Consider the following 25,234-nt stretch of genomic DNA (forward strand, 5'->3'; position numbering starts at 1 on the left):
ACGACCGCGGACGAGGCCCGCCGGCTCGGCCTGCCGCTCGCGGCGACCGCCGACGAGCAGACCATGGGCGGCCTCGTCGCGGCGCTCGCCCGCGCCGCAGCGGCCGACGACGTGCGCACGCAGGCGCGAGACTCGCTCGTCGGACCTCAGACCGTCGGGGAAGATGGACGGAACGGACAGGAGACCACGTGAGCACCGACCCGATCGGCGTGCCGACCCCCGGCCGCGTCCGGCCACGCCGCCTGCGCGCGACCCCCGCGGTCCGTCGCCTCGTGCGTGAGGTCGACGTCCACCCGCGCCAGCTCGTCCTGCCCGTGTTCGTGCGCGAAGGGCTCGACGAGCCGCGCGCGATCGCGTCGATGCCCGGCGTCGTGCAGCACACGCTCGACTCGCTGCGCGGTGCCGTCGCCCAGGCGGCGGCCGCTCGTCTGGGTGGCGTCATGGTGTTCGCGGTCCCGCGGGTGCGGGACGCGGTCGGTTCGCAGGCCACGGCGCCCGAGGGCATCCTCAACCGCGCGCTGACGGTCGCGGCCCAGGAGGCCGGCGACGCGCTCGTCGTGCAGGCGGACCTGTGCCTCGACGAGTTCACCGACCACGGCCACTGCGGCGTGCTGACGCCCGACGGCCGCGTGGACAACGACGCGACGCTCGTGCGGTACGCCGAGATGGCGCTCGCGCAGGCCGCCGCGGGAGCCCACCTCGTCGGGCTCTCCGGGATGATGGACGGCCAGGTCGCGGCCGTGCGGGACGCGCTGGACGCCGCCGGGTACGACGAGGTCGCCGTGCTGGCGTACGCCGCCAAGTACGCCTCGGCGTTCTACGGCCCCTTCCGCGACGCGGTCGAGTCGCAGCTCGTGGGCGACCGCCGGACGTACCAGATGGACCCCGCGAACCGGCGCGAGGCGGCCCGCGAGGTCGCGATCGACATCGCCGAGGGCGCCGACGTCGTCATGGTGAAGCCCGCGATGGCGTACCTGGACGTGCTCGCCGACGTGGCCGCGACCAGTTCTGTCCCGGTTGCGGCCTATGCGGTGTCCGGCGAGTACGCCATGATCGAAGCCGCCGCAGCGGCGGGGTGGATCGAGCGCGAACGGGCGATACGTGAGTCCGTGCTCAGCATCCGTCGCGCGGGTGCCGATCACGTACTGACGTACCACGCGACGGAGCTGGCCGGGTGGCTGGCGGAGGAGTACCGATGAGCCCGACGAACGCCGAGGTGTTCGCGCATGCCCAGGCCGTGATCCCGGGCGGGGTCAACTCGCCCGTGCGTGCGTACGGCTCGGTCGGCGGGACACCCCCGTTCATCGCCTCGGCGAGCGGCGCCTACGTCACTGACGTCGAGGGTCGCCAGTACGTCGACCTCGTCGGGTCGTGGGGGCCTGCGCTGCTGGGTCACGCGCACCCCGAGGTCGTCGCCGCCGTGCAGGCGGCCGCCGCGCGCGGTCTGAGCTTCGGGGCGCCGACGACGACCGAGGTCGAGCTCGTCGACGCCGTCCGCTACCGCGTGCCCGCCGCCGAGTCCGTGCGCCTGGTCTCCACGGGCACCGAGGCGACGATGACCGCGCTGCGCCTCGCGCGCGCCGCGACCGGGCGCGACCTCGTCGTGAAGTTCGCCGGCTGCTACCACGGGCACGTCGACGCGCTCCTGGCCGAGGCCGGCTCGGGCCTGGCGACGCTCGCGCTGCCGGGCTCCGCGGGCGTGTCGGCGGCCGTCGCGGCCGAGACGATCGTGCTGCCGTACAACGACGTCGAGGCGGTCCGCGCGGCGTTCGCGACGCACGGCGACCGGATCGCCGCGATCATCACCGAGGCCGCTCCCGCGAACATGGGCGTCGTCCCGCCCGCGCCGGGGTTCAACGCCGAGCTGCGGGCGATCACGCACGAGCACGGCGCCCTGCTCATCCAGGACGAGGTGCTCACGGGATTCCGCGTCGGGTTCTCCGGCTGGTGGGGGCTCGAGGGGCTGCGCGAGGGGTGGGCGCCCGACCTGCTGACGTTCGGCAAGGTCATCGGCGGCGGCCTGCCGGTCGCCGCTGTCGGCGGGCGACGCGACCTCATGGCGCAGCTCGCGCCGGTCGGGCGCGTGTACCAGGCCGGGACCTTGTCCGGGAACCCCGTCGCCACGGCCGCGGGCCTGGCCACGCTGCGCCTCGCGGACGCCGCGGTGTACGCGACGGTCGACGAGGCCGCGGGCCGGCTGCGGGACGCGGTGACCAAGGCGCTCGCGAACGCGGGCGTCCCGCACGCGCTGCAGTGGGCCGGCTCGCTGTTCTCGATCGCGTTCGGCGCGCCGGCCGCGCAGGTCGGCGTGCGCGACTACGCCGCGGTCCAGGCGTCCGAGCACTGGCGGTACGCGCCGTTCTTCCACGCGCTGCTCGACGCGGGGATCTCCGCCCCGCCGTCCGCGTTCGAGGCGTGGTTCGTCTCGGCCGCGCACGACGACGAGGCGCTCGGCCGCATCGAGGACGCCCTGCCGGCCGCCGCGCACGCCGCGGCGACGGCCACGCGCGACTGACCCACGCCGTCCGGAGGCGCGCTCCGGATGCGCGCGCCCACGCGGCTTCGTATGCTCCCGGCAACCACCGCGACGCGGTCGCGTCCGGGAGCGAGAGCGACCGGTGACGGTCCTGGGGCACGCCTTGTGCGGGCGAGCCGGGGGCGCGCGCCGCGTCCAGCGGTGGTCGCCGACCACACCCTCACGTCGCCGCGAAGAAGCTCGCTCACGGACTTGGCACTCTCCCACCGAGAGTGCTAACAATGGAGGCGTAGCCGTCCCGGCGGACCGCGGTCCCCGGGCAGCCCCGAGCCCGGAGGGTCCGGGCTCACCGAGAGGGAGGTGAGGGTTCATGGCTACGCGATTCGACCCCTTCCAGGAGCTCGACCGCTTGTTCGGTCAGGTGTTCACGGCAGACCGCGCGTCGACCACGATGCCCATGGATCTGTACCGCGCGGGCGACCACTACGTCCTGCACCTCGACCTGCCGGGTGCCGACCCGGGCACCATCGACGTCTCGGTCGAGGACCGCGCGCTGACGATCCGCGCGCAGCGCACCGCGCGCACCGAGGACGGCGTTCAGTGGCTGACCAAGGAGCGCCCCGTCGGGACGTACGCGCGCCAGCTCACGCTCGGCGCCGGCCTCGCGCTCGACCAGATCGAGGCGACCTACACCGACGGCGTGCTGACGCTCTCGATCCCCGTGGCCGAGGAGGCCAAGCCGCGCAAGATCGACGTCCAGCACGGCGACCGCGCGCAGCAGCCCGCGATCGAGGCCTCTGCCGCCTCCTGAGCCTGACTGAGCCCGACCGTCCGCGGCCGGCGCCGCACGCCCTCGGGGCACGGCGCCGGCCGCGCCACGTCTCGCGTCAGGCGTGCGCGGCCCGGTCGGGCTCCGGGAGGTCGAGCAGGTCCCGGCCCACCGGGAGGCGACGGTCGAACCACCGCGCCGCGCTCAGGTCGTAGCCGAGCAGCCCCGCGGCGGCGTCGGCCGCCCGGCCCACGCGCAGGTCCCGCGCCACGTCGTGCCCCTGCCGGCTCGCGACGTCCATGCCGAGCGCCAGGCCCAGCCGCGCGTGCGGCAGCTCGAGCTCCCACCACGAGACGCCCGTGGCGTCGTGCGCCCACAACCGCAGGCCGTGCGCATGCCGGAGCAGTGGCTCCAGCTCGCGCAGCGCGCCGGGCACCCCGAGCGGCACCGCGCCCGGACCGGCGGACGGGACCACGCGCAGGCCGTCGCGCGCGGGCCGCACCCACACCGGCGCCGCCGGGCCCTGCGGCAACGAGCGCACGAACGACCGCGCCTGCCGGGCGCTGAGCTCGGCCCGCACGGTCATCACCGACGCGATCGACGGGAGCTCGGCGAGCGAGCGCACCCACCGTGCGGGCAGCACGACCCGGCGCTCGTGCACGCGGGACTCCGGCGTCGGTGTGCCCAGGCCCGCCGCGTGGACGACCAGTCGCATCGGGTCGCGCGGCAGCGGGCCGCCGAGCAGCTCACGCACGCGCTGGCCGAGTTCGACGTTCGTCGTCCCCGGCGCGTGGTCCGTCAGGTCGAGGCCGCTGGGCAGCAGGTCGAGACGCGCGCCCACGGCGCAGCACCCGGACAGGCTCTCGAACCGGACCACGCCCTCGCCGGTCGTGACGAACGGGTCGGCGAGCTCGGGGGAGACGCCGTCGGACGTGTCGTAGCGCGAGGCCGCGACCCGCGCGACGACGAGCAGACCGGTGCCGAGCACGTCGGCCCGCTCGGCACGGCCGTCGACGAAGGTGCGCCTCTCGGTCGTCGCGAGCCCGAGCCAGACCTCGCCGCGCTCGACGCGCAGCCCGGACCGGCCGGCGTACCGGAACGCGACCTGCGTGGTGCTCACCCGTGGTGCATCGGCACCCCGAAGGTCACGGTTGAGTCACGACGCGCTTCCGTCAGTGCGTCGCGACGGCGCCGGACTCACGGGACGCGGTAGCGGCCCCAGCCTCGTCGGGCGCTGCGGCGTGGTCGCGGGCGGTGGCCTCGTCGACGACCGTCGCCTCGGTGAGGGCCGCGAGCTCGTCGGCGACTTTGTCGCGGCCGTACGCGCGCACCGACAGGACGACGGCCCCGACCCACACGACCGCGAGGGTGCCGAGGATCCATGCCTGCGCGGGGGTGCCGGCCAGGCCCACCCAGTCGGAACGGATGATCGTGCGCGTGTTCGTCAGGACGATCACGCCGCCCACGGCCGAGCCGAGGATGCGCGGCGGGATGAGCCGCACGAGCCACGCGGCGATGGGCGCGGCGATCAGGCCCCCGATGAGCAGCGCCACGACCCACGCGGCGTCGATGCCCTGCGAGCCCAGCGAGAGCAGGAACCCCAGCGACGCGGCGATCGCGACCAGGAACTCCGAGGTGTCGATCGAGCCGATCACCTTGCGCGGCTCCATGCGGCCCGACGCGAGCAGTGCGGGCGTCCCGACCGGGCCCCAGCCGCCGCCGCCCGTCGCGTCGACGAACCCCGCGACCAGGCCGAGCGGCGTGAGGAACCGCTTGCGCACGGGCTGGCCGAGCCGGTCCTTGCGCAGCCCCTTGAACGTGAACCGGATGAGGATGTACGTGCCGAGCGCGAGCAGGATGCCGGACATCACGGGGGCGGCCGCGTCGCTCGCGAGGCGCGAGAGCACGGTCGCGCCGAGGAACGCGCCGATCGCGCCGGGCACGCCCACGCGCCGCACGACCTTCCAGTCCACGTTCCCGAACCGCCAGTGCGAGAGGCCCGACGCGAGCGTGGTCCCGATCTCGGCGAGGTGCACGGTCGCGGACGCCGCCGCGGGGTTGGTCCCGATCGCGAGCAGCAGCGTCGTGGACGTGACGCCGTACGCCATGCCGAGCGCGCCGTCGACGAGCTGCGCGGCGAGGCCGACGACGGCCAGGAGCACGAGCTGCGGCATGGTGGGATTCCTTCGGGTCTGGGCGGTTCTCGCCGCCAACCCGATAATCCCGACCCGGCAACTCGATATTCAACCCCGGTCCCAGGATGCAAGACGAGCCGGGCGCGAACCCGTCAGTCGCGGGTGCGCGGCACCGGCTCGCACGAGCGGCCGACGAGCCCGTCGATCAGGGGTTCTCCCACGCGTCGGCGCGCTGCAGCATGGTGCGCACCGTGGCCGGCAGGTCGCCCGAGACGAGCGCCGCGAGCGTCACCTCGTCGAGCACGTCGCGCACGCTGACGCGCAGCGCGACCCACACGTCGAGCAGCGCGGCGGCCGAGCCGTCGTACGACAGCGACGGCGGCCGCTCGTCACGCACCGTGACCAGCGGGCCCTCGGCCGCGCGCATGACGTCCGCGAGGGTGATCTCGGTCGCCGGCCGCGCGAGCTTGTAGCCACCGGACCGGCCGCGCACGCTCACGACCACGCCGCCGCGCCGCAGGTCGCCGAGGATGCGCTCGAGGAAGCTCGTCGGCAGGCCCTGCCCGACCGCGAGCGTCTCGACCGCGACCGGCTGTCCCTGCGGGCTCGTCGCCAGCTCGGCGCACGCCCGCACCGCATAGTCCGCCTTCGCCGAGACCCGCATGCGCTCATTGTGCCGGTCACGCCGCGCGCACCCGGTACCCGAGGTCCCACCCGGCGATTCCCCCGCCCTAACCCCCGACGAGCCCGCGGTCGCTCAGGCTTCCGGCCTCCATAGCCGGAGCGGACGCGGGGTCGGGCGCCGTCGGGAGCTCGCCCGTGAGCAGGTCGGCGAGGGTGACGCGGTCCAGGACGCCGTGCAACGTGTCGTCGAGCGCACCCCACAGCATCGGCAGGTGTCGTGCGACGCCCCGGTACGCGAGCGTGTCCGGGAGCGTGGCGCGCACGGTGACGAACGGCCCCTCGAGCGACGAGAGCACCGGCCCGACGAGCACCTCGGCGGCCGGCCGCGCGAGCTGGAAGCCCCCGCGCGCGCCGCGCTTCGAGACCACGTACCCGAGCTTGCGCAGCTCGGTGAGGATCTGCTCGGCGTACTCGCGCGGCAGGTCCTGCTCGGCGCTCAGCACCTCGGCGGTGACGAGCGCGGGCGCGCGCTCGGCCAGCAGCAGCAACGCGCGCACCGCGTAGTCGACCTTGGCGGAGATGTGCACGCGCGCGCCTCAGGCGGGCACGGGCTCGGGCGTGCGCGACGAGTCCGCCGGGAACGGCGTCGCGACGAGCGGGCGCAGCCACACCGTGCCACCCGCGACCAGGCCGAGCTCGGCGACCTGCGCGCGCGTGAGCTGCACCCACGGCGTCGACCCGTCCTGCGCGCGCGTCTCGACGCGCACCTCGTGTCCCACGCGCAGCAGCTTGGTCACCTCGACCTGCACCGCACCCGCACGCTCGTCGGTCAGCACCTCGATGTCGTGCGGCCGGACCAGCACCCCGCCGAGCCGCGTGACCGGACCCAGGAAGGACATGACGAACTCGTTGGCCGGGTGGTCGTACAGCTGAGCAGGCGAGCCCACCTGCTCGATGCGCCCCTGTGAGATGACGACGATCTCGTCGGCCACCTCGAGCGCCTCCTCCTGGTCGTGCGTGACGAACAACGTCGTGACGTGCACCTCGTCGTGCAGGCGACGCAGCCAGTCCCGCAGCTCCTTGCGGACCTTCGCGTCGAGCGCACCGAACGGCTCGTCGAGCAGCAGCACCTCGGGCTGGACCGCGAGCGCGCGCGCCAGTGCCATGCGCTGGCGCTGCCCGCCCGAGAGCTGAGACGGGAGCCGGTCGGCGAACTGCTCGAGGTGCACGAGCTCGAGAAGCTCGCGCACCCGGTCGCGGACCTCGGCCTTCGGGCGCTTGCGGATCTCGAGCCCGAACGCGACGTTGCGCGCCGTGGTCAGGTGCTTGAACGCGGCGTAGTGCTGGAACACGAACCCGACCGAGCGGCGCTGCGGCGGCAGGAACGTCGCGTCCCGGCCCCCGATCTCGACCGTCCCGCTGTCGGGGTAGTCCAAGCCCGCGATGATCCGCAGGAGCGTCGACTTGCCGCCGCCCGAGGGGCCGAGCAGCGCGGTCAGGCCGCCGGGCTTCACCTCGAGGTCGATGTCCTCGAGCGCGACGAAGTCGCCGAACGACCGGTGCACGCCGCGCACGACGATCCCGGACCGGGCCTCGGGGCTGGACTGCGGCGTGGCGTGGTCGTTCACGAGCGCTCCTCCTTGGGCCGCAGCGCGGCGATGACGACGATCAGCGCGACGGCGATCGCCATGAGCACGAACGCGGCGGCGAACGCCTGCCGCTGCGCGTCCGCGCCGAGCTCCTGGTACGAGTCGTTGACGTACAACGTGAGGGTCTGGGACTCGCCGGCGACCGAGCCGGAGACCACCCGGACCGCGCCGAACTCGCCCAGCGAGCGCGCCAGGCTCAGCGCGACGCCGTACGCCAGCGCCCACCGGATCGTCGGGAGCGTGACGCGCCAGAACCGCTGCCAGGCGCTCGCACCGAGCGACTGCGCGGCCTGCTCCTGCTCGACGCCGGCCTCCTCGAGCGTCGGCACGACCTCGCGCAGCACGAGGGGCAACGAGACGAGCACGGTCGCGAGCACCATGCCCGGCACGGAGAAGATGACGCGCACACCCGCGTCCTCGAGGGCCCCGCCGAACCAGCCGTACGTCCCGTAGACGAGGATCAGCGCGACGCCGACGACGATCGGCGAGATCGAGACCGGGAGGTCGATCACGGCCGAGACGAAGCGCCGTCCCCAGAACCGGTAGCGCACGAGCAGCACGCCCATGCCGACGCCGAACACCGTGTTGAGCACGGTCGCGATGCCCGCGACGACCGCGGTGAGCCGCAGCGCCGCGAGGAAGTCGTCGGACGTCAGCACGTCCCAGACGGGTGCGAGGCCGTCGGCGAAGGTGTGCTGCACGACCGACACCACGGGCAGCGCCACGAGCCCGAGCACGTACCCGATCGCCACCAGCCGCAGGACCCACGCGGTGCGCGTGGTGCGGCGACGCGCTCGTCGGACCCGCGCGTCCACGCGGTGGGGTGGGTGAGCGACTCGGCGCGGCCCGCGGGCGACGGGGCGCTCCTCCAGGTCAACCACGGCGGGCCGTCCGGCGCTGGACCACGTCGAGCTCGACGAGCACGACGACGGCGACCGCGAGCAGCAGGGTCGCGACCGCCGCCGCGGCGACCGGCTCCTGCGACTCGATCATCTTGAGGATGTAGGACGACGACACCTGCGTCTGGCCGATGAGGTTGGCCGAGATGAGGATGACCGACCCGAACTCGCCCAGCGCCCGCGCAAAGCTCAGCGCGGCCCCCGAGAGCACCGCGGGCGTGACGGTCGGCAGGATCACGCGCCGGAAGGTCGTGAACCCGGACGCGCCGAGCGACGCGGCGGCCTGCTCGACCTCGCGGTCCGCGTCGATGAGCACGGGCTGCACCGAGCGCACGACGAACGGCAGCGTGACGAACAGCAGCGCGAGCACCACGCCCGCACGCGTCCCGACGAGGTTGATCCCGAACGGCCCGCTCGGCCCGTACAGCGTGATGAGCACGAGCCCCGCGACGATCGTCGGGAGCGCGAACGGGATGTCGATGACCACCTCGAGGACGCGCTTGCCGGGGAACTGGTCGCGCACCAGCACCCACGCGATGAGCGTGCCGACGACCGCGTTGACGGCGGTGACCAGCAGGGCCGCCCCGACCGTGAACCGGATCGCCGACAGCGCCTCGGCGTCCGTGACGGCGTCCCAGAAGCCCGCGAGGCCGTCCTCGAAGGCGGTCGAGACGATCGCGGCGATCGGCAGCAGCACCAGCAGGCTCAGCCACAGCACCCCGATGCCCAGCCCGAGGCTCGCGCCGCCCGTGAGCTCGCCCGGGCGACGGCCCCGCGCGAAGGCGGAGGGCGTCGCCCGGTCGACCTGTGCGACGAGCGACACGTCAGCCGCGCAGCTTCGTGACGAGGCCGTTCTCCTTGTCGAACAGCTCGTCGTTCACCGTGCTCCAGCCACCCAGGTCCTCGACCGTGATGATGTCGACGTCCGGGAACGGGTTCGCGGGGTCGTTCGCGCCCTCGACGCCCTGCGCGGGCGCCAGGCCGCTCACCGAGCGGAAGCCGTGCGCGGTGAGCACCTGCTGACCCTCGTCGGACTGGATGAAGGCGAGGAAGTCCTTGGCGGCCTGCGGGGCGGTCGTCGTGACGGCCGCGGGGTTCTCGATGAGGAACGTCGTGTCCGGGACCACGTAGTCGAGCTCGATGCCAGCGGCGCGCGCGGCGATCGCCTCGTTCTCGTACGAGATCAGGACGTCGCCCGTGCCCTTGACGAACGCGTCGGTGGCCGTGCGGCCCGAGTCGTTCCAGCTCACGACGTTGCCGATGAACTGCTGGAGGTACGCCTCCGCGGCGGCCGTGTCGTCGTTCTCGCCCAGCGCCTGCGAGTACGCGCCGAGCAGGTTCCACTTGGCCGCGCCCGACGTGCCCGGGTCGGCCGTGACGATGCCGATGCCCGGCTTCACGATGTCCGCCCAGCCGTGGATGCCCTTCGGGTTGCCCTTGCGGACGGCGAGCACGACGACCGAGTCGGACACGATGCCCTTGTCCTCGCCGCTGCTCCAGGCCTCGTCGATCAGGCCCTCCTTGGCGATGTTGTCGACGTCGGGCGTGAGCGAGAGCGCGACGAGGTCCGCGTCCTGGCCGGCGATGACCGCGCGGCTCTGCGCCCCCGAGGCGCCGAACGAGCCCTTGACCGTGACGCCCTTGCCGGCGTCGGTCGCGGCGAACTCCTGCGCGAGGTCGTCGTACGCGGCCTGGATGACCGCGAAGCCGACGAGGTCGATCGACGTCTCGCCGCCCGCCGCACCGCCGGTGGCCCCGGCCTGGGTGTCGGTGTCGTCGGACGAGCCACACCCCGCCACCGCCAGGAGCGACGCGGCGACGAGCACCGCGGCCAGGCGAGAGGACGTCCGGGCGCGGGGCCCGCTGAGGGTGGACTTCATGGTGGGTGTGCTCCCTGGTCGACGCTCGGGGCTCGGCTTATCCCGAGTTACCCGATCAGAACGATCGGAATACTGGACCCCTGCCGCACGCCCGTCTACGCCCCGTCCACATTTCGGTCATCCGTCTCACATCCCCACGCACCCACACGCCCCCGACGACCCAGCACCGACTCCGGGTATCAGCGGGAACGGCCGGAGCAACCGCTGGCTCGCGGCCAGATGGACGACGACCCAGCGGCCGCTCCGGGGATGAGCGGGAATGGCCGGAGCAACCGCTGGCTCGCGGCCCGGCTGGGGGTAGTGGGGCTGCCGGGAATACCCCGTGGGGGTATGTTGGTTGGAGCGGGCAGACCGAGGAGGAACGCGTGCACGGCTACGACAGCTCGAAGGATGACTACCTCAAGCGACTGCGGCGCATCGAGGGCCAGGTGCGCGGGATCGCGCGCATGGTGGACGAGGACGTCTACTGCATCGACGTCCTCACGCAGATCGCCGCCGTCACCAAGGCGTTGCAGGCCGTGAGCATCGGCCTGGTCGAGGACCACCTCGGGCACTGCGTCGTCGACGCGGCTCGTCGTGACCCCGAGGAGGGCGCCGCCAAGGTCCGCGAGGCGTCCGACGCGATCGCCCGCCTCGTGCGCAGCTGACGGACCAACCGCGCACCAGAACGCAGCAGCACCAGCACCCCCACAGAACGGGAGAGACACCATGAGCCAGACCACCACCTTCGGCGTCGACGGCATGACCTGCGGGCACTGCGTCCAGCACGTCACCACCGAGCTCGAGGCCCTGCCCGGCGTCACGGGCGTCGCGATCGACCTCGCCGTGGGCGGGTCCTCGCAGGTCACCGTCACGTCCGACGAGCCGCTGTCCGACGAGGCCGTCGCGGCCGCCGTCGACGAGGCCGGCTACGCCGTGACCCCGCGCCGCTCGCTGCTCTAGCAGCCCCCGCACGAACGCCGTCACCACCGGAAGGAAACCGTCATGAGCACCGACGAACGACTCGTGGTCGACCTCGCGGTCGAGGGCATGACGTGCGCGTCGTGCGTCGCGCGCGTCGAGAAGCGGCTGCAGCGGCTGCCCGGCGTGACCGCGTCCGTGAACCTCCCGCTCGAGTCCGCGCACGTCATCGGCACCGACCCGTCCGTGACGCACGACGACCTCGTCGCCGCCGTCCGCGCCGCCGGCTACGACGCCCGCGTCACCTCCCCTCTGCCGCACGTGTCGGCGCCGGCGAAGCCCGCCGCGCACGCCCACGCCGGCCACGCGCCGGCCGACGTGCCGACCGGCGCGGTGGCCGAGGCGCGCGGGGCGGAGCACGGGGTCGAGCACGCGATGGGTGACGGCGGCCTCGAGCACGCGCTGTCCGGTCACTCGATGGCGCCGGGTCATGAGATGGACCCCGACGAGGACACGTCCGCGCCGACCGACGCGCGCGGCGCCGACCTGCGCCGCAGGCTCGTCGTGGCCGCGATCCTCACGGTGCCCGTGCTCCTGCTCTCGATGATCCCCGCCCTGCAGTTCCGGGGCTGGCAGTGGGTCGTCGGCGTGCTCGCACTGCCCGTGGCGACGTGGGCCGCGTGGCCGTTCCACCGCGCCGCGGCGCGCGCCGCACGGCACGGCGCCTCCACGATGGACACGCTCGTGAGCATCGGGATCATCGCCGCGACCAGCTGGTCGCTGTGGGCCCTGCTCCTCGGGGGCGCGGGTGAGCTGGGCATGACCATGACCCCCACGCTGTGGCCGCGCGCCGCCGAGGGGCACATGGCCGTGCCCGAGCTGTACTTCGAGGTCGCCGCGGTGGTGACGACGTTCCTGCTGGCCGGCCGGTACGCCGAGCACCGCTCGCGCCGGCGGGCGGGCGACGCGCTGCGCGCCCTGCTCGACCTGGGCGCCAAGGAGGTCGCGCTCGTCGTGACCGGCCCGGACGGGCGGCGCACCGAGCAGAACGTGCCGATCGACCGGCTGCACGTGGGCGACGAGTTCGCGGTGCGACCCGGCGAGAAGGTCGCGACCGACGGCGTGGTCGTCTCGGGCAGCTCGGCGCTGGACACCTCCTTGCTCACGGGCGAGCCCGTGCCGGTCGAGGTCGGTCCCGGCGACGAGGTCACGGGTGCGACCGTGAACTCCTCGGGCGCGCTCGTCGTACGGGCGACCCGCGTCGGGGCGGACACGCGGCTCGCGCAGATCGGCCGGCTCGTGGCGCAGGCGCAGACGGGCAAGGCGCCCGTGCAGCGGCTCGCGGACCGGATCTCGGCGGTGTTCGTGCCGGTGGTCCTGGTGCTCGCGCTCGGCACGCTCGTGGTGTGGCTCGCGACCGGCGGCGGCGCGCAGGCGGCGTTCACGGCCGCGGTCGCGGTGCTGATCATCGCCTGCCCGTGCGCCCTGGGGCTCGCGACGCCGACCGCGCTGCTCGTGGGCACCGGGCGCGGCGCGCAGCTCGGGATCCTCATCAAGGGCCCGGAGATCCTCGAGCGCACGCGCCGGGTCGACACGGTCGTGCTCGACAAGACCGGCACCATCACGCAGGGCCGCATGGCGCTCACCGACGTGCTGGTGCCCGCCTCCACCGAGGTCGGCACCGCCGAGGGCAGCACCACCGGGGCCGCCACGACGGCGGACGACCAGCAGCGCGAGGCGCTGCGGTTCGCCGCGGCGGTCGAGCGGCAGGCCGAGCACCCGATCGGCGCGGCGGTCGTCGCGGCGTGGGACGAGCTCGCCGCGGCGGGTCCGCGGGGTGCCGCGGGCGTCGGTGAGGACGGTGTACAGATCGGGTCGGACGAGGTGTACGACTTCTCGGCGGTCGCCGGACGCGGCGTCGTCGGCGTGGTCCGCACGGCGCACTCCGGGCTCGGGCTCGGCCGCCGCGTGCTCGTCGGACGGCCCACCTGGCTCGCCGAGCAGGGCGTGGACACCGCCGCGCTCACCACGGGCTTCGAGGCGGCCGAGCGGGACGGCGCGACCGCGGTGATGGTCGCGTGGGACGGCCGCGCACGCGCGACCCTCGTCGTGCGCGACCCGCTCAAGGACACGTCCCGCGAGGCGGTCGACGACCTGCGCGCGCTCGGCCTGCGTCCCGTGCTGCTCACGGGCGACAACCCGGGCGCGGCGCACGCGGTGGCACGCGAGGTCGGCATCGACGAGGTGATCGCGCAGGTGCTGCCCGAGGACAAGGTCGAGGCGGTCCGCCGCCTGCAGTCCGAGGGCCGGCAGGTGGCGATGGTCGGCGACGGCGTCAACGACGCCGCGGCCCTGGCCACCGCGGACCTCGGGCTCGCGATGGGCACGGGCACCGACGTCGCGATCGAGGCCGCCGACCTGACCCTGGTCCGCGGCGACCTGCGCTCCGCGGCGCAGGCGATCCGGCTGTCGCGCCGCACGTTGCGCGTCATCCAGCAGAACCTGTTCTGGGCGTTCGCCTACAACGTCGCCGCGATCCCGCTGGCCGCGCTCGGCCTGCTCAACCCGATGATCGCCGGCGCCGCGATGGCGTTCTCGTCGGTGCTGGTCGTGACGAACTCCCTGCGCCTGCGCGCGTTCCGCTGACCGCACGCCCCGCGACCCGGCTGCGCCGATACGCTGCCGAGGTCGCGGGGCCGTCGCGCAGCGTCCCGGGCACCGGCGCGGAGGTGCGACGTGGACGACCGGGCCGTTCCCCCCGAGCACGAGACCGGGCAGACGGTGCCGATGCACACCCCGCCCACGCGGACCCCGCCCACGCAGACCCCGCCCACGCGGACCCCGGGGGCCAGGATCGCGCCCGAGCACGTCGTCGACGTGTTCGTCTACGTCGTCGTCCTCAACCTCGCCGCTCAGTACGCGCCCGCGGTGATCGCCGAGACCTTCGCGCTCTCACTGCTGGCCGCGCTGCTGCTCAAGCTGGTCCTCGAGGTGGTCCTCGTCCTCAAGGGCCGCGCCCGGCGGCGCTTGGCCACCGCACCGACCACCGCGGGCCGGGTGCTCGGCGCCCTCACGCTCGCGGTGCTGCTACCCGGGTCGAAGATCGTCGTGCTCGAGCTGTTCGCGTGGGTGTTCGGCGACGCCGTCCAACTCGGCGGGTTCTTCCTGGTCACGGCGCTGATCCTGGTCCTGCTCGCCGCACGCCTGGCCGTCCGCCGCCTGCTGTTCCCACCGCCTCCTCAGCGGAAGCGACGGCCCTCGTCGGAGCGGTAGGCGAGCAGCGCGAGCACCGCGAACAGCACGGTCCACGCGAGCAGCACGGGCAGCGCGAGCGGGTAGGCGTCGACGCCCGCGGTGACCTGCACGACGAGGTCGCGCACCGCGCGCGACGGCAGCGCCTTCGAGAACACGTCGAGCCAGTGCGGGAACGCCTCGGGCGGCAGGAACAGACCGCCGGCGAACGCCAGCGGGAACAGCACCGCCTGCACGACGGCGATCGCCGCCTTGGCCGACATCCGGTACCCGATCGCGAGCCCCAGGAGCAGGAAGGGCACGGCCACCCCGACGACGAGCAGCACGGACTGCAGCGCCTGCAGCCAGTCGAGCGACGCCGCGGTGAGCAGCCAGCCGACGAGCACCACGGGCACGAGCGCGAAGTACGCCCAGATCAGCCCGTTGAGCACGCGCCCGGTCAGCCGCGGGCCCGTCCCGGCCGGCAGCGTCCGCAGGTACGGGTCGAACGGCAGCGCGCGCTCCTCGGCGATCCCCGCGCCGAACGAGAACAGGCACGTGGACATCACCGCGAACGTCCCGAGCTGCGCGACGGCCGCGGTCGCCGAGACGGGGTCACCGGCCACCTCGCTCTGCGGCACGACGAAGAACAGCAGCGCGAGCGCGGGGAACAGCAGGTTGCCGATCACCGCGATGGGGATGCGGATCGTCTCGAGGAACCCGAGGCGCGCGTGCAGCACCGCGAGCCGCCAGAACGGCTGGGTGCGCGCCGGGTGCGGAGCCGTCGTCGGGCGGCCCGTCGTGGTCGTCGTGCTGCTCATCGCTCCCCCTCGTGCGCGGGTGCGAGCCGCGCCGCCCGCTCGTCGTCCGTGCCGTGCTGCGGGTGCCCGTGCGGCGCGCGCCCGTCCTGAGGGCGCTCGTCGTGCGGGCGCTCGTCGTGCGGGCCGTCGGAGGTGAGCGCGAGGAACGCCTCCTCGAGGGACGCGCCCCGCACCTCCAGGCCCCGGAAGGGGATCGCCGCGCCGACGAGCCCACGCACCACCGCGTCGGCGTCGGCAGCCAGCAGCGTGAGGCGGACGTCGTCGGCGTGCGCGTCGACCCGGGAGGACGCCAGCTCACCCGACGCCCGGCTCCCCACCGGTTGCGCCTCGACGACCTCGACGTCGGGCAGCGCCTCGACCGCGAGCCGCGCGGCGGGCGGCACGGTGAGCAGGACGCGGCGGCGCGCGACGAGCGCGAGCACGTCGTCGATCCCGCCGTCGGCGAGCACCCGGCCGTGCCCGACGACCACGACGCGGCGGGCCAGCGCCTCGATCTCCTCGAGGTAGTGGCTGGTCAGCACGACCGTCGCGCCGTCGGCGTGGTAGTCGCGCAGGGCCTGCCAGAGCACGTGGCGCGCCTCGACGTCGAGGCCGGTCGTCGGCTCGTCGAGGAGCACCAGGCGCGGACGTCCGACGAGCGCGAGCGCGACCGCGAGCCGCCGCTTCTGGCCGCCCGAGAGGCCGCCGGTCTGCCGCCGGGCGAGCTCGGTGATCCCGAACCTGGTGAGCAGCTCGTCGGTCGACATGGGGTCCGGGTAGTGGCCCGCGACGAGCGCGACGACCTCGCTCACGCGCAGCGTGGGCGGCAGGCCGGTCTCCTGCGGCGTGGTGCCGAGGGCCAGGCGCGAGGCTGCGGCGCGCGGGTCGCCGCCGAACAGGCGGACCGTCCCGGCGTCGGGCTTGCGCAACCCGCTGACCAGGCTGAGCAGCGTCGTCTTGCCCGCACCGTTCGGCCCGAGCAGGCCGAGGAGCTCGCCCTCGGGGACGCTCAGCGACACGTCGTCGAGCGCGACGACGTTCCCGAACCGCCGGGTGACGTGCTCGACCTCGACGACGGGCGCACCGCGACTCGTGCCGGAGGCGGTCATCGGGCGCTCCCCAGCAGGTCGCGCAGCCGGCGGGAGTAACGGTCGAACGCGAGCCGGCCGGTGGGCGTCAGCGCGACGTACGTCGCGGGGGACCGGCCCTCGTAGGTCTTGGTGATGGTCACGTAGTCCGCCTCCTCGAGGCGTCGCAGATGGGTGGAGAGGTTGCCGGCCGTCATGTCGAGCAGGCGGCGCAGGCGCGGGAACGCGATCCGGTCGCCCTCGCCGAGAGCAGCGAGCGTGGCGACCACCCGCAGCCGGGCCTGGGCGTGGATCACGGGGTCGAGCTCGTCGTCAGGCACTGCGGCGCCCTTCGCGCAGCCGCAGCACGAGCGCGGCGGCGAGCATGCCGCCGCCGCCCGCGAAGGCCAGCACCGCGTACGAGCCGGGGATGCCGGCGAACGCGCCGAACGCGCCGGTCAGCAGGACCCAGGCCCCCAGGGCGTACATCGCGTACGCCTCCCAGAGCACGCCGCCGGCCAGGTAGAGCAGGCCGACGACCATGGTCGCCATCGCGTTGGCCGCGAGGCTGATGACGACCGAGGACGCGCCGGCGTGGGCGAGCGCGGAGACGGTCACGCCCTGCGCGACGAACCCCACGAACCACGCCCAGCCGTACATCGCGCCCTGCACCGCGCTGCGGCCGCGGATCCCGTGCGTGCGGGCGACCATGTGCCACGCGGTGGCGAGCATCGCGAGGACCGTGGCGACGGCGGCGACGACCGCTGCCCAGCCGGCCGGGGCGTCGTCGTCGAGCGCCGTCAGCCACAGCAACCCGTAGCCCAGCACCCAGACCGTCCCCCAGACCCCGAACAGCAGGGCCGCGGACGGGTGCGTGCGGGCGGCGGCGGCACGTTGGCCGGCGATGATCGCGAGCGCGTCGTGCGGCGCGAGCGCCGCGCCTGTCTCGTCGTCGTGCATCTGGTCCCCCTGAGTCGAGCGGTCGTCCCGCGTCGGCGCGGGCACGGTGTCCGGTTTGTCTCGCAAACCAGTTTGCGCCTGACCGGGACGATGCGCAACCCCCTCTTTGCGAGGGGCGGCGGCTACCGTGCGGGCATGAGCGACGCGCATCCCCGCGACGTGCTGGTCACCGGCACGCCCCCGGTGTCCGAACGCGCGCAGCGTCGGCGCCTGACCGTCGAGATCTGGATCGTCCTGGGCCTGTCGCTCGGCCGCTCCGGCGTCTACGCGCTCGTCAACATCCTCGACCGCCTCACGGCCGGGCCCCCGCTGGGCGACCAGAGCACCACGATCAACCCCCCGCTCAACGCCCGGCCCTGGCTCGACGTGATCTACCAGGTCCTCGCGATCGGGTTCGCGCTCATCCCCGTCGCGCTCGCGCTCTACCTGCTGTCCGCCAACGGCCGCTCGGCCACGCGCCGGATCGGCCTGACGTTCGCCCGCCCGTGGCGCGACCTCGGGATCGGCGTCGGGCTCGCGGCGCTGATCGGCGTCCCGGGCCTCGGCCTGTACGCGATCGGCCGGGCCATCGGCATCACCGTCGAGGTCCAGCCGACGACGATCACCGACCACTGGTGGACCATCCCGCTGCTGATCGTCCTCGCGCTCAAGAACGCCCTGCTCGAGGAGGTCGTCGCGGTCGGCTACCTCATGGAGCGCCTGCGCGACCTGCGCTGGAGCCCGCCGCTCATCGTCGTGACGAGCGCGCTGCTGCGCGGCTCGTACCACCTGTACCAGGGCTGGGGACCGTTCTTCGGGAACGTCGTGATGGGCCTGGTGTTCGCCGAGTACTACCGCCGCACGCGACGCGTCATGCCGCTCGTGGTGGCCCACACCGTGATGGACCTCGTCGTCTTCGTCGGCTACGCGCTCATCCCCGAGGACTGGCTCACAGCCGTCGGCCTCGACTAGCCGCGGCTAGCGGGGCAGCGTGAGGATCTGCGCGCCGTCGTCGGTGATCGCGATCGTGTGCTCGCTGTGCGCGGTGCGGCAGCCCGTCGCGCTGCGCAGCGTCCAGCCGTCGGCGTCGGTGACGAGCTCGGCGGTGTCCGTCATGATCCACGGCTCCAGCGCGAGCAGCAGGCCCGGCCGCAGCGGGAACCCGCGGCCGGGCCGGCCGGTGTTCGAGACGTGCGGGTCCTGGTGCATGGTCGAGCCGATGCCGTGGCCACCGAACTCGGTGTTGATCGGGTACCCGGCCCCGCTCAGGACCGTGCCGATGGCGTGCGAGAGGTCGCCGATGCGCGCGCCCGGCCCGGCCGCGGCGATCCCCGCCGCCAGGGCGCGCTCGGTCGTCGCGATCAGCGCGAGGCTCTCGGCGGGCCGGGCGTCGCCCACGACGAAGCTGACGGCCGAGTCCGCGGCGATGCCGCGCAGCGAGACGGCGATGTCGAGCGTGAGCAGGTCGCCGTCGACGAGCGTGTAGTCGTGCGGCAGGCCGTGCAGGACCGCGTCGTTCACTGACGTGCAGATGTAGTGGCCGAACGGCCCGCGCCCGAACGACGGCGCGTAGTCGACGTAGCAGGACTGCGCGCCGGCGCTCGCGATCATGGCCTGGGCCCAGCGGTCGATCTCCAGCAGGTTCGTGCCGACCCGGGTGCGGGACCGCAGCGTCTGCAGGATCTCGGCGACCAGCGCGCCGGTGTCCCGGGCGCGCAGGACCTCGGCAGGGCTCAGGATCTCGATCATGCGGCGGGGCCATCCTCAGGAGCGGTCGGGCGGGCGTGGGCCATGATGCCGCACGCACCGCACCGCCCTTCCCTCAGGACGTCAGCTCACGGCCCAACGACCGTGCGGCGAAGCCGCTGACCAGCAGCAGCACGCCCACGACCAGCGCGAACACCCCGAACAGCACCATGACGACCGAGAGCGACGTCTGCGGGTTGAACGCGAGGAGCAGGCCGATCACCAGGTTGACCAGGCCGATCGCCAGCGCGCCGTACCAGGAGTAGTCGCCGCGCCGGTGCAGCAGGACCGCGGCGACGATCCCCACCACCCCGACCGCGAGCACCCACGCCGTGACGACCCAGAACAGCACCAGCACGGTGGGCTTGGGCCAGGACACGACGACGATGCCGAGCCCGACGACGACGAGCCCGCCCAGGAGCTGCCACCACATCGCGCCCTTCTGGTGCTCGATCAGCGCCTGCAGGATGATCAGCGCGCCGTCGACCAGCGCGAAGATCCCGATGACCCAGGTGATCGCGGTCAACGTCTCCAGCGGGTGCAGCAGCATCAGCAGACCGAGTGCCAGCAGGACGACCCCGCGCAGCACCGGCAACCACCAGACGGCCCGCAGCTCCTGGCCGACCTGCTTCTCGAGGGTGTCGCTCACGATCGCCTCCCGTCAGGGCCGCGCGGCCGCTGCCCGCATGGCAGCCACGCTAGCGCCGGGAGGCTCAACAATCCCGGCGAAACGGTCGCAGGCGCGGCGGCCCGCTGCCGCGCGTGGCGCGCCGCCGGCCCCGAGTCCGCCCAGGTCCGGCCTCCGGCCCGCCGTCGCGGAAAGGCCCCGCCGCCTAGACTCGCCCGTATGTCTGCACGGAAGTCGGCCGGGTCGGCGTCGCCGCGGCCCGCTGGTCCGGCGGACGAGCTCGTGACCCCGCGCGCCGTCGAGCCCTCCTCGCCGGCGCCGCCGCCCGGCTCGTCGGCGGACGAGCAGCCGTCGCCGTCGGTCTCCGTCGGGCCTCGCCTGGACCTGCCGGACCCCGACGACGAGCGCGCCGAGCGCGCCCGCGCGGAGGCCGAGGCGGCCGTCCTCGTCGTCGACGACCAGCCGACCGTCCGCGTGCACCACCCCAGCGACCTGATCGGGACGACGCTGTCCGCCCTCGGCGTCGCGCTCGTGATGATCCTCGCGACGTACGCGCAGCACACCACCACGGGCGTCGCCGAGGACGTGCAGGGCTTCGCGACGCTGCTGCGCAAGATCCTGTTCGTGCCCGTGCAGGTCCTTGAGGGCGTCATCACGCTCGCCGTGCCGCTCGCCGTGGGCATCGAGCTCGCGCTGCGCCGCCTGGGCCGGCAGCTCATCGAGGCGATCGTCGCGGCCGTGCTCGCGATCGTCGTGGGCGCCGCCGTCATCTTCATGGTCGAGACGTTCGGGTCCGACGAGCTCGTGCGCGGCCTGTCCGTGCTGCTCGGCGGCACGTGGCAGCTGACGATCCCCGTGTACGTCGCGATGCTCGCGAGCCTGCTCACGGTGAGCGGCCCGCGCCAACGGCGGCGCACGGTCGCGTGGTCGTGGAACGTGCTGTGGTTCGCGATCGCGGTGCTGCTCGTGACCGCGCAGGTCTCGCTCGCGGGCCTCGCGGTCTCGCTCCTGCTCGGGCGCGTGTGCGGGCTGGCGGTGCGGTACGTCTCGGGCGTGCGCAGCGAGCGCGCCTACGGCGCGAGCCTCGTCGCCGGCGTGCGTCGCGCGGGGTTCGAGCCCGTGCGGCTGCGCCGCATCGCCCCCGACGACCCCGACGCGCCCAGCGAGGACCCTTCGGCCCAGCACCCGTCGGCCCAGCACTCGTCGGTCGCGGCGGCCGACGAGGGCCTGCGCTCGACCGCGCGCCTGCCCGCGCCCGACGACGCCGCGGCGCGCGCACTCGTGCGCTCGACCGGCTACCGCACGTACGAGCTCACCACCGACGACGGCGAACGTCTCGACCTCGTCGTGATCGACGGCGACCGCCAGGTCGCGAGCATGGTCTCGCGCGTGTGGCGCTCGGTGCGGCTGCGCGGCATCGAGGGACGGTCCGTCCAGTCGCTGCGCCAGACCGCCGAGCGCACCGCGCTGCTCAGCTACGCCGCGCGCGCCGCCGGCGTGCGCACCCCCGCGCTGCTGCGCGTCGCCGAGGCGCAGGACTCGATGCTGCTCGTGCAGGCGCACCCGGGCAACGCGCTGCCGCTGACCGAGCTCGCCGACGACGACCTCACCGACGACGTGCTGCGGGAGATCTGGGCCCAGCTGCGCACCGCGCACGAGGCCGGGATCGCGCACCGCGCACTGACGTCCGACACCGTGCTCGTCGACCAGCTCGTCGGGACGCCGATGGTCTGGATCGTCGGCTGGGAGAACGGCTACGTCGCGTCGTCCGAGCTCGCGCGGCGCATGGACCTCACGCAGATGCTCGCGCTGCTCGCGGTCCGCGTGGGGGTCGAGCGCGCCTTGCAGTCCGCCGCGGACTCGCTCGACGACGACGACGTCGCCGCGATCGGCCCGCTGCTGCAGTCGATCACGCTGCCCGAGCGCACCCGCGCCCAGGTGCGTCAGCACAAGGCGGTGCTCGGGGACCTGCGCGCCGCGATCGTCGCGCGCATCCCCGAGGCCTCCGTCGAGCCGCAGCAGCTCGTGCGGTTCGGTGCGCGGTCGATCCTCACGATCGTCCTGCCGATCCTCGTCGTGCTGGTGCTCGTCACGCGCATCAACCTCGACGAGATCACGGGGGCGCTCGCGCGCAGCGACTGGCGCTGGGCGATCGTCGCGTTCCTGTTCGGGCTGCTCACGATCGTCGGCGCCGCCATGGCGCTCCTCGCGTTCTCGCCCGTGCGGCTGCCGTTGTGGCGCACGCTCGAGGTGCAGGCCGCCTCCAACTTCGTCGCGCTCGCCGCGCCCGCCGGCATCGGGCCTGCGGCGCTCAACCTGCGCATGCTGACCAAGCGCGGGGTGTCCACGTCGCTGGGGGCCGCGACGGTCGCGATGGTCCAGGTCAGCCAGCTCGTCGTGACGATCCTGCTGCTCGCGGTGCTGTCGGTGGGCTCGGGCGGCAAGGAGTCGGAGCTACCCGTCTCGCCCGCGGTCCTGCTGATCGTCGCGCTCGTCGCGACGCTCGTCGGTGCCGCGCTCCTGGTGCCGAAGGTGCGTCAGTGGGTGCTGGCCAAGATCCGCCCGACCCTGCGGCAGATCTGGCCGCGACTCGTCGACATCCTCGGCCGGCCGTGGCGCCTGGCCGTCGCGGTGGCGGGCAACCTCGTCATGACGCTCGGCTTCGTGCTCGCGTTCGACGCGTGCCTGCAGGCCTTCGACCAGCAGGCGAGCCTGATCCAGGTCGCGGTCGTGTACCTCGCGGGCAACACCGCCGGCGCGCTCGTCCCGACTCCCGGCGGCATGGGTGCCATCGAGGCCGCGCTGGCCGCCTCGCTCACCGCCGTCACGGGCATCAACCCCGGTATCGCGGCGTCGATCGCTGTGCTGTTCCGCGTCGTCACGTACTGGGTGCGGATCCCGATCGGCTGGGTCGCGATGCGACATCTGCAGAAGGTCGGCGAGCTCTAGCCCGGATCGCACGCCAGGGCACGGCACGGCGACGCCCGCCGCGCGGTGGTGCTGCGGGCGGGCGTCGTCGGTCGAGGCGGGTGAGGTGTCAGGCGAGGGCCTTCGCCTTGAGCTGTGCGAACTCCTCGGGCGTGATCGCTCCCGAGTCGAGCAGGGCCTTGGCGTCGGCGATGTGCTCCGCGGCCGACTTGGTCCCTGCGACCTCGCGGATGTAGCTGTCGGTGTCGTGCTTGGCCTGCCTGACCGCGGCCGCCTGGCGTTCAGCCATCGAGCTGCCGCGGGCGATCACGTAGACGAGCGCCGTGAGGAACGGGAACAGCACCAGGCAGACGATCCAGACCGCCTTCCACCACCCGCTCAGCTTCGTGTCACGGAACAGGTCGCCGAGGATCTGGAAGAGGATGACGAGATAGGCGAAGAAGAGGAACCACCACAGGAGGATCAGAACCCACTGCCAGAAGTTCATGTCGTACGACCCTTCGACCGGGACGACGGCGGGAATCGCCGCCAGACCCGACATTAGCGACGAACGTCACATTCGCACACCGGTGGACGCCGCGCGCCGACGGTCTCACGCACCGGTGGGCGGGCGACCGGTGGAGGAACGACGACGACCGGCCCGGGGAACCGGACCGGTCGTCGTGGGTCGTGTGCCGCCAGCGGCCGTCAGGCCGTGACGTGCGCAGCTGCCGTCAGGCCGCCGCGCGCTCCCGCTGCGTGGGCAGGGCCGTCACCGTGCCGCTCGCGGCGGCCATCTCCGTCCAGGCCTGGACCCGGAGGCGGAAGGTGGAGGAGGTGGCGGGCGACTGCGACGGCTCGGCGGGGAGGCCGGTCTGGTCCATGTGCGCGTCCTGTCTGTTCGGTAGCCCGGCTGACCGTCGTGGGTCCCGTGGCTTTGCGTCCCCTCCTCGCGGAGGGTTTGCCGTTATCGCTGACAACCAGGAAGGTAGTTCACATCACGTACCCGGGCCAAGGGCCCGAATGAGGAAAATACGGGCAATGAACAAAATCACCCGTTCGGACCAGTGAGAACCCGGGTCCTATGTCTCGTTCGTCCCGCTCTGTCCCGGTCGCGCAGCGGACCTGAACCGGATCACTCGGCATCGAGCCAGGTGCGCGACGGCGGTAGGAGGCCCTCGAGCTCGTCCCAGAGAGCGTCCGGGAGAGCCCGGGCAGCGGCCTCCACGGTCGCGGTCACGTGCCCCGGACGACTCATCCCGACGATCGTCGAGGCGATCCGCTCGTCGCGCAACGAGAACTGCAGCGCCGCGGTCGCGATGTCCGTGCCGTGGGCCGCGCACGCCTCGCGCATGCGCGCCGCCGCCTCGAGCATCTCCGGCGGCGCCGGCCGGTACCCGTACGTCGTCGGACCGCCCTGCTGCGCCGCGAGGATCCCGCCGCCGTAGACCGCCGCGTTGAGCACCCCCATGCCGCGGCGGTGGGCCTCGGCCACGAGCGGGCCCGCGCTGCGGTCCAGCAGGGTCCACCGGTTGTGCACGAGCAGCACGTCGAACACCCCGAGATCGAGGTAGCGCGCGATCTCCTGCACGCGACCGCCCGCCAGGCCGATCCGCCCGACGACCCCGCTGTCACGGAGCTCGACCAGCGTGTCGACCGCGCCGCCGGGCGCCGTCATCGTGGCGAAGTCGTGCCCCTCCGGGTCGTGCAGGTGCACGAGCGGGAGCGCGTCGAGCCCGAGCCGCGCGCGGCTCTCGACGACCGACTGCCGCACGCGCTGCCCCGAGTAGTCCGCGCCCCGCGGGTCGACCTTGGTCGCCACGACCACACCCTCGGGAAGACCCTCCCAGAGCCCGATCGCCGCGCCGATCCGACGCTCGCTCTCGCCGTCCGAGTAGCCGTTGGCGGTGTCGACGAACCGGATCGGCGAGTCGAACGCCGCCAGCACCGTCGCGACACCCTCCTCGGCGGACACCTCACGACCGAACAGCTCCGGCATGCTCCCCAGCGGCCCGCCGCCGAGCGCGACGGCCGAGACCGTGAGCTCCGTGCCCGGCAGGGTGCGCAACCAGCGCTCTGCGCCGGGTGCGTAGCTCGCCTCGGTCACGAGCGGCTCTCCGCGAGCGCCGCGACCACCGGGGTCTCGAGGAACCGGGTGAGCAGCGGGCCCGCCGTCGTCGAGCCGTACTCGCCCTCGTCGACGAACACGGCGACCGCCAGGTCACCCTGGATCGCGATCATCCACACGTGGTTGCGCAGGTCCTCGGTCTCGCCGAACTGCGCGGTGCCCGTCTTGGCCATCACCTCGGCGCCGGGCACGTCCCGCAGGAAGCCCGCGCCCCCGTCGGTCACGACCGAACGCATGAGCGAGCGCAGCGCGGCACCCTCGTCGGACGTGAGCTCGACGTGGGCGCGCGGCTCGTCGGTCGCGTCGGCGTCGTCGCTCGCGGACCCGTCCGCGGAGCTCGTCGCCTCGTCGCCCTGCGCGTCGGCGGACGTGTCGGACGACGAGTCCTGCTCGACGAGGCGCGGCGTGACCGTGCGGCCCGCCGCGACGGACGCGGCCACGGCCGCCATGCCGAGC

The 25,234-nt window shown here is 73.9% G+C and carries 27 protein-coding genes, 2 pseudogenes and 1 riboswitch; of the genes and pseudogenes, 10 read left to right on the forward strand and 19 right to left on the reverse strand.

Annotated elements, in window-relative coordinates:
- From CGE01nite_RS17045 to CGE01nite_RS14675, 4 genes and pseudogenes are all read left to right on the forward strand, one after another.
- Nucleotides 1–192 (forward strand): annotated as a pseudogene (locus tag CGE01nite_RS17045) (hypothetical protein); the annotation flags it as partial.
- Complete coding sequence (hemB, locus tag CGE01nite_RS14665; RefSeq protein ID WP_174773469.1) at nucleotides 189–1,199, forward strand: porphobilinogen synthase; 1,011 nt, start codon at nucleotides 189–191, stop codon at nucleotides 1,197–1,199. The pseudogene CGE01nite_RS17045 and the gene hemB, both read left to right, overlap by 4 nt.
- The gene (hemL, locus tag CGE01nite_RS14670; protein WP_141371521.1) at nucleotides 1,196–2,515 is read left to right on the forward strand and encodes a glutamate-1-semialdehyde 2,1-aminomutase; all 1,320 of its coding nucleotides are present in this window, start codon (nucleotides 1,196–1,198) and stop codon (nucleotides 2,513–2,515) included. The genes hemB and hemL overlap by 4 nt, the downstream gene beginning before the upstream one ends.
- Before the next feature lie 331 nt (nucleotides 2,516–2,846).
- Nucleotides 2,847–3,287, forward strand: coding sequence for an Hsp20/alpha crystallin family protein (locus CGE01nite_RS14675; RefSeq protein WP_048342454.1), 441 nt, complete (start codon nucleotides 2,847–2,849; stop codon nucleotides 3,285–3,287).
- A gap of 76 nt (nucleotides 3,288–3,363) precedes the next feature.
- On the opposite strand, the gene CGE01nite_RS14680 is transcribed toward CGE01nite_RS14675, so the two are convergent.
- The 9 genes and pseudogenes from CGE01nite_RS14680 to CGE01nite_RS14715 all read right to left on the reverse strand — a co-directional run bounded on the left by CGE01nite_RS14680 (nucleotide 3,364) and on the right by CGE01nite_RS14715 (nucleotide 10,432).
- Nucleotides 3,364–4,365, reverse strand: a complete 1,002-nt coding sequence (locus tag CGE01nite_RS14680) for a hypothetical protein (RefSeq protein WP_141371522.1) — start codon at nucleotides 4,363–4,365, stop codon at nucleotides 3,364–3,366.
- A 52-nt stretch (nucleotides 4,366–4,417) separates the two neighbouring features.
- Nucleotides 4,418–5,419 carry a sulfite exporter TauE/SafE family protein gene (locus tag CGE01nite_RS14685; RefSeq protein ID WP_141371523.1) on the reverse strand — a complete coding sequence of 334 codons (1,002 nt, stop codon included), beginning with the start codon at nucleotides 5,417–5,419 and terminating at the stop codon, nucleotides 4,418–4,420.
- A 166-nt stretch (nucleotides 5,420–5,585) separates the two neighbouring features.
- A complete protein-coding gene (locus CGE01nite_RS14690) occupies nucleotides 5,586–6,044 on the reverse strand; it encodes an RrF2 family transcriptional regulator (RefSeq protein WP_048342452.1) in 459 nt (152 codons plus the stop codon).
- 67 nt (nucleotides 6,045–6,111) lie between these two features.
- Nucleotides 6,112–6,591: an RrF2 family transcriptional regulator gene (locus CGE01nite_RS14695; protein ID WP_141371524.1), complete on the reverse strand. Its 480-nt coding sequence runs from the start codon at nucleotides 6,589–6,591 to the stop codon at nucleotides 6,112–6,114.
- A gap of 9 nt (nucleotides 6,592–6,600) precedes the next feature.
- Entirely contained in the window at nucleotides 6,601–6,903 is a 303-nt protein-coding gene (locus CGE01nite_RS17595) for a TOBE-like domain-containing protein (protein WP_417282012.1), read from the reverse strand.
- 30 nt (nucleotides 6,904–6,933) lie between these two features.
- Nucleotides 6,934–7,632, reverse strand: a pseudogene (locus CGE01nite_RS14700) (sulfate/molybdate ABC transporter ATP-binding protein); the annotation flags it as partial.
- Entirely contained in the window at nucleotides 7,629–8,468 is an 840-nt protein-coding gene (locus CGE01nite_RS14705; RefSeq protein WP_048342450.1) for a sulfate ABC transporter permease, read from the reverse strand. The gene CGE01nite_RS14705 and the pseudogene CGE01nite_RS14700, both read right to left, overlap by 4 nt.
- Before the next feature lie 58 nt (nucleotides 8,469–8,526).
- The gene (gene cysT / locus CGE01nite_RS14710) at nucleotides 8,527–9,375 is read right to left on the reverse strand and encodes a sulfate ABC transporter permease subunit CysT (RefSeq protein WP_141371525.1); all 849 of its coding nucleotides are present in this window, start codon (nucleotides 9,373–9,375) and stop codon (nucleotides 8,527–8,529) included.
- A gap of 1 nt (nucleotide 9,376) precedes the next feature.
- Nucleotides 9,377–10,432 (reverse strand): sulfate ABC transporter substrate-binding protein, encoded by a 1,056-nt coding sequence (locus tag CGE01nite_RS14715; RefSeq protein WP_141371526.1) that lies wholly within the window; start codon nucleotides 10,430–10,432, stop codon nucleotides 9,377–9,379.
- A 365-nt stretch (nucleotides 10,433–10,797) separates the two neighbouring features.
- Between CGE01nite_RS14715 and CGE01nite_RS14720 the strand changes: the two genes are divergently transcribed.
- From CGE01nite_RS14720 to CGE01nite_RS14735, 4 genes are all read left to right on the forward strand, one after another.
- Nucleotides 10,798–11,079 carry a metal-sensitive transcriptional regulator gene (locus CGE01nite_RS14720; RefSeq protein ID WP_048342447.1) on the forward strand — a complete coding sequence of 94 codons (282 nt, stop codon included), beginning with the start codon at nucleotides 10,798–10,800 and terminating at the stop codon, nucleotides 11,077–11,079.
- 61 nt (nucleotides 11,080–11,140) lie between these two features.
- The gene (locus tag CGE01nite_RS14725; RefSeq protein ID WP_048342446.1) at nucleotides 11,141–11,374 is read left to right on the forward strand and encodes a heavy-metal-associated domain-containing protein; all 234 of its coding nucleotides are present in this window, start codon (nucleotides 11,141–11,143) and stop codon (nucleotides 11,372–11,374) included.
- 42 nt (nucleotides 11,375–11,416) lie between these two features.
- Nucleotides 11,417–13,978, forward strand: a complete 2,562-nt coding sequence (locus tag CGE01nite_RS14730) for a heavy metal translocating P-type ATPase (RefSeq protein WP_141371527.1) — start codon at nucleotides 11,417–11,419, stop codon at nucleotides 13,976–13,978.
- A gap of 90 nt (nucleotides 13,979–14,068) precedes the next feature.
- Complete coding sequence (locus CGE01nite_RS14735; RefSeq protein ID WP_229747337.1) at nucleotides 14,069–14,605, forward strand: hypothetical protein; 537 nt, start codon at nucleotides 14,069–14,071, stop codon at nucleotides 14,603–14,605.
- Here CGE01nite_RS14735 and CGE01nite_RS14740 read toward each other — a convergent pair.
- Genes CGE01nite_RS14740 through CGE01nite_RS14755 form a run of 4 tightly spaced genes read right to left on the reverse strand, consistent with a single transcriptional unit; the run spans nucleotide 14,572 to nucleotide 17,390 of the window.
- Complete coding sequence (locus tag CGE01nite_RS14740) at nucleotides 14,572–15,384, reverse strand: ABC transporter permease (protein WP_141371528.1); 813 nt, start codon at nucleotides 15,382–15,384, stop codon at nucleotides 14,572–14,574. The two genes, CGE01nite_RS14735 and CGE01nite_RS14740, sit on opposite strands and share 34 nt — an antisense overlap.
- The gene (locus CGE01nite_RS14745) at nucleotides 15,381–16,472 is read right to left on the reverse strand and encodes an ABC transporter ATP-binding protein (RefSeq protein WP_141371529.1); all 1,092 of its coding nucleotides are present in this window, start codon (nucleotides 16,470–16,472) and stop codon (nucleotides 15,381–15,383) included. Before CGE01nite_RS14745 ends, CGE01nite_RS14740 begins: the two co-directional genes overlap by 4 nt.
- On the reverse strand, nucleotides 16,469–16,771 hold the full coding sequence (locus CGE01nite_RS14750; RefSeq protein ID WP_141371530.1) for a transcriptional regulator: 303 nt from the start codon (nucleotides 16,769–16,771) through the stop codon (nucleotides 16,469–16,471). Before CGE01nite_RS14750 ends, CGE01nite_RS14745 begins: the two co-directional genes overlap by 4 nt.
- Nucleotides 16,764–17,390: a hypothetical protein gene (locus CGE01nite_RS14755; RefSeq protein WP_048342442.1), complete on the reverse strand. Its 627-nt coding sequence runs from the start codon at nucleotides 17,388–17,390 to the stop codon at nucleotides 16,764–16,766. Before CGE01nite_RS14755 ends, CGE01nite_RS14750 begins: the two co-directional genes overlap by 8 nt.
- 135 nt (nucleotides 17,391–17,525) lie before the next feature.
- Here CGE01nite_RS14755 and CGE01nite_RS14760 point away from each other — a divergent pair, with 135 nt between their 5' ends.
- Nucleotides 17,526–18,341, forward strand: coding sequence for a CPBP family intramembrane glutamic endopeptidase (locus CGE01nite_RS14760; RefSeq protein ID WP_141371531.1), 816 nt, complete (start codon nucleotides 17,526–17,528; stop codon nucleotides 18,339–18,341).
- Between the two features lie 6 nt (nucleotides 18,342–18,347).
- Here CGE01nite_RS14760 and map read toward each other — a convergent pair whose 3' ends face one another.
- Nucleotides 18,348–19,118 (reverse strand): type I methionyl aminopeptidase, encoded by a 771-nt coding sequence (gene map / locus CGE01nite_RS14765; protein ID WP_141371532.1) that lies wholly within the window; start codon nucleotides 19,116–19,118, stop codon nucleotides 18,348–18,350.
- A gap of 73 nt (nucleotides 19,119–19,191) precedes the next feature.
- Nucleotides 19,192–19,764, reverse strand: a complete 573-nt coding sequence (locus CGE01nite_RS14770; RefSeq protein ID WP_048342439.1) for an HdeD family acid-resistance protein — start codon at nucleotides 19,762–19,764, stop codon at nucleotides 19,192–19,194.
- 198 nt (nucleotides 19,765–19,962) lie between these two features.
- On the opposite strand from CGE01nite_RS14770, the gene CGE01nite_RS14775 reads away from it, so the two are divergent.
- Complete coding sequence (locus CGE01nite_RS14775) at nucleotides 19,963–22,692, forward strand: flippase-like domain-containing protein (protein WP_141371533.1); 2,730 nt, start codon at nucleotides 19,963–19,965, stop codon at nucleotides 22,690–22,692.
- Nucleotides 22,693–22,780: 88 nt separating this feature from the next.
- On the opposite strand, the gene CGE01nite_RS14780 is transcribed toward CGE01nite_RS14775, so the two are convergent.
- From CGE01nite_RS14780 to CGE01nite_RS14790, 4 genes are all read right to left on the reverse strand, one after another.
- Nucleotides 22,781–23,158 (reverse strand): SHOCT domain-containing protein, encoded by a 378-nt coding sequence (locus tag CGE01nite_RS14780; protein ID WP_048342462.1) that lies wholly within the window; start codon nucleotides 23,156–23,158, stop codon nucleotides 22,781–22,783.
- 226 nt (nucleotides 23,159–23,384) lie between these two features.
- Nucleotides 23,385–23,534, reverse strand: coding sequence for a hypothetical protein (locus CGE01nite_RS17050; RefSeq protein ID WP_156186575.1), 150 nt, complete (start codon nucleotides 23,532–23,534; stop codon nucleotides 23,385–23,387).
- 16 nt (nucleotides 23,535–23,550) lie between these two features.
- Nucleotides 23,551–23,626: riboswitch (cyclic di-GMP riboswitch) on the reverse strand.
- 159 nt (nucleotides 23,627–23,785) lie between these two features.
- Complete coding sequence (locus CGE01nite_RS14785; RefSeq protein ID WP_141371534.1) at nucleotides 23,786–24,757, reverse strand: aldo/keto reductase; 972 nt, start codon at nucleotides 24,755–24,757, stop codon at nucleotides 23,786–23,788.
- Nucleotides 24,754–25,234, reverse strand: a 481-nt coding sequence (locus CGE01nite_RS14790) for a penicillin-binding transpeptidase domain-containing protein (protein ID WP_255318528.1), incomplete at its 5' end; no start/stop codon positions are given. The genes CGE01nite_RS14785 and CGE01nite_RS14790, both read right to left, overlap by 4 nt.

Origin of the sequence: Cellulomonas gelida, from assembly GCF_006538725.1 — a bacterium.
Classification (GTDB): domain Bacteria; phylum Actinomycetota; class Actinomycetes; order Actinomycetales; family Cellulomonadaceae; genus Cellulomonas; species Cellulomonas gelida.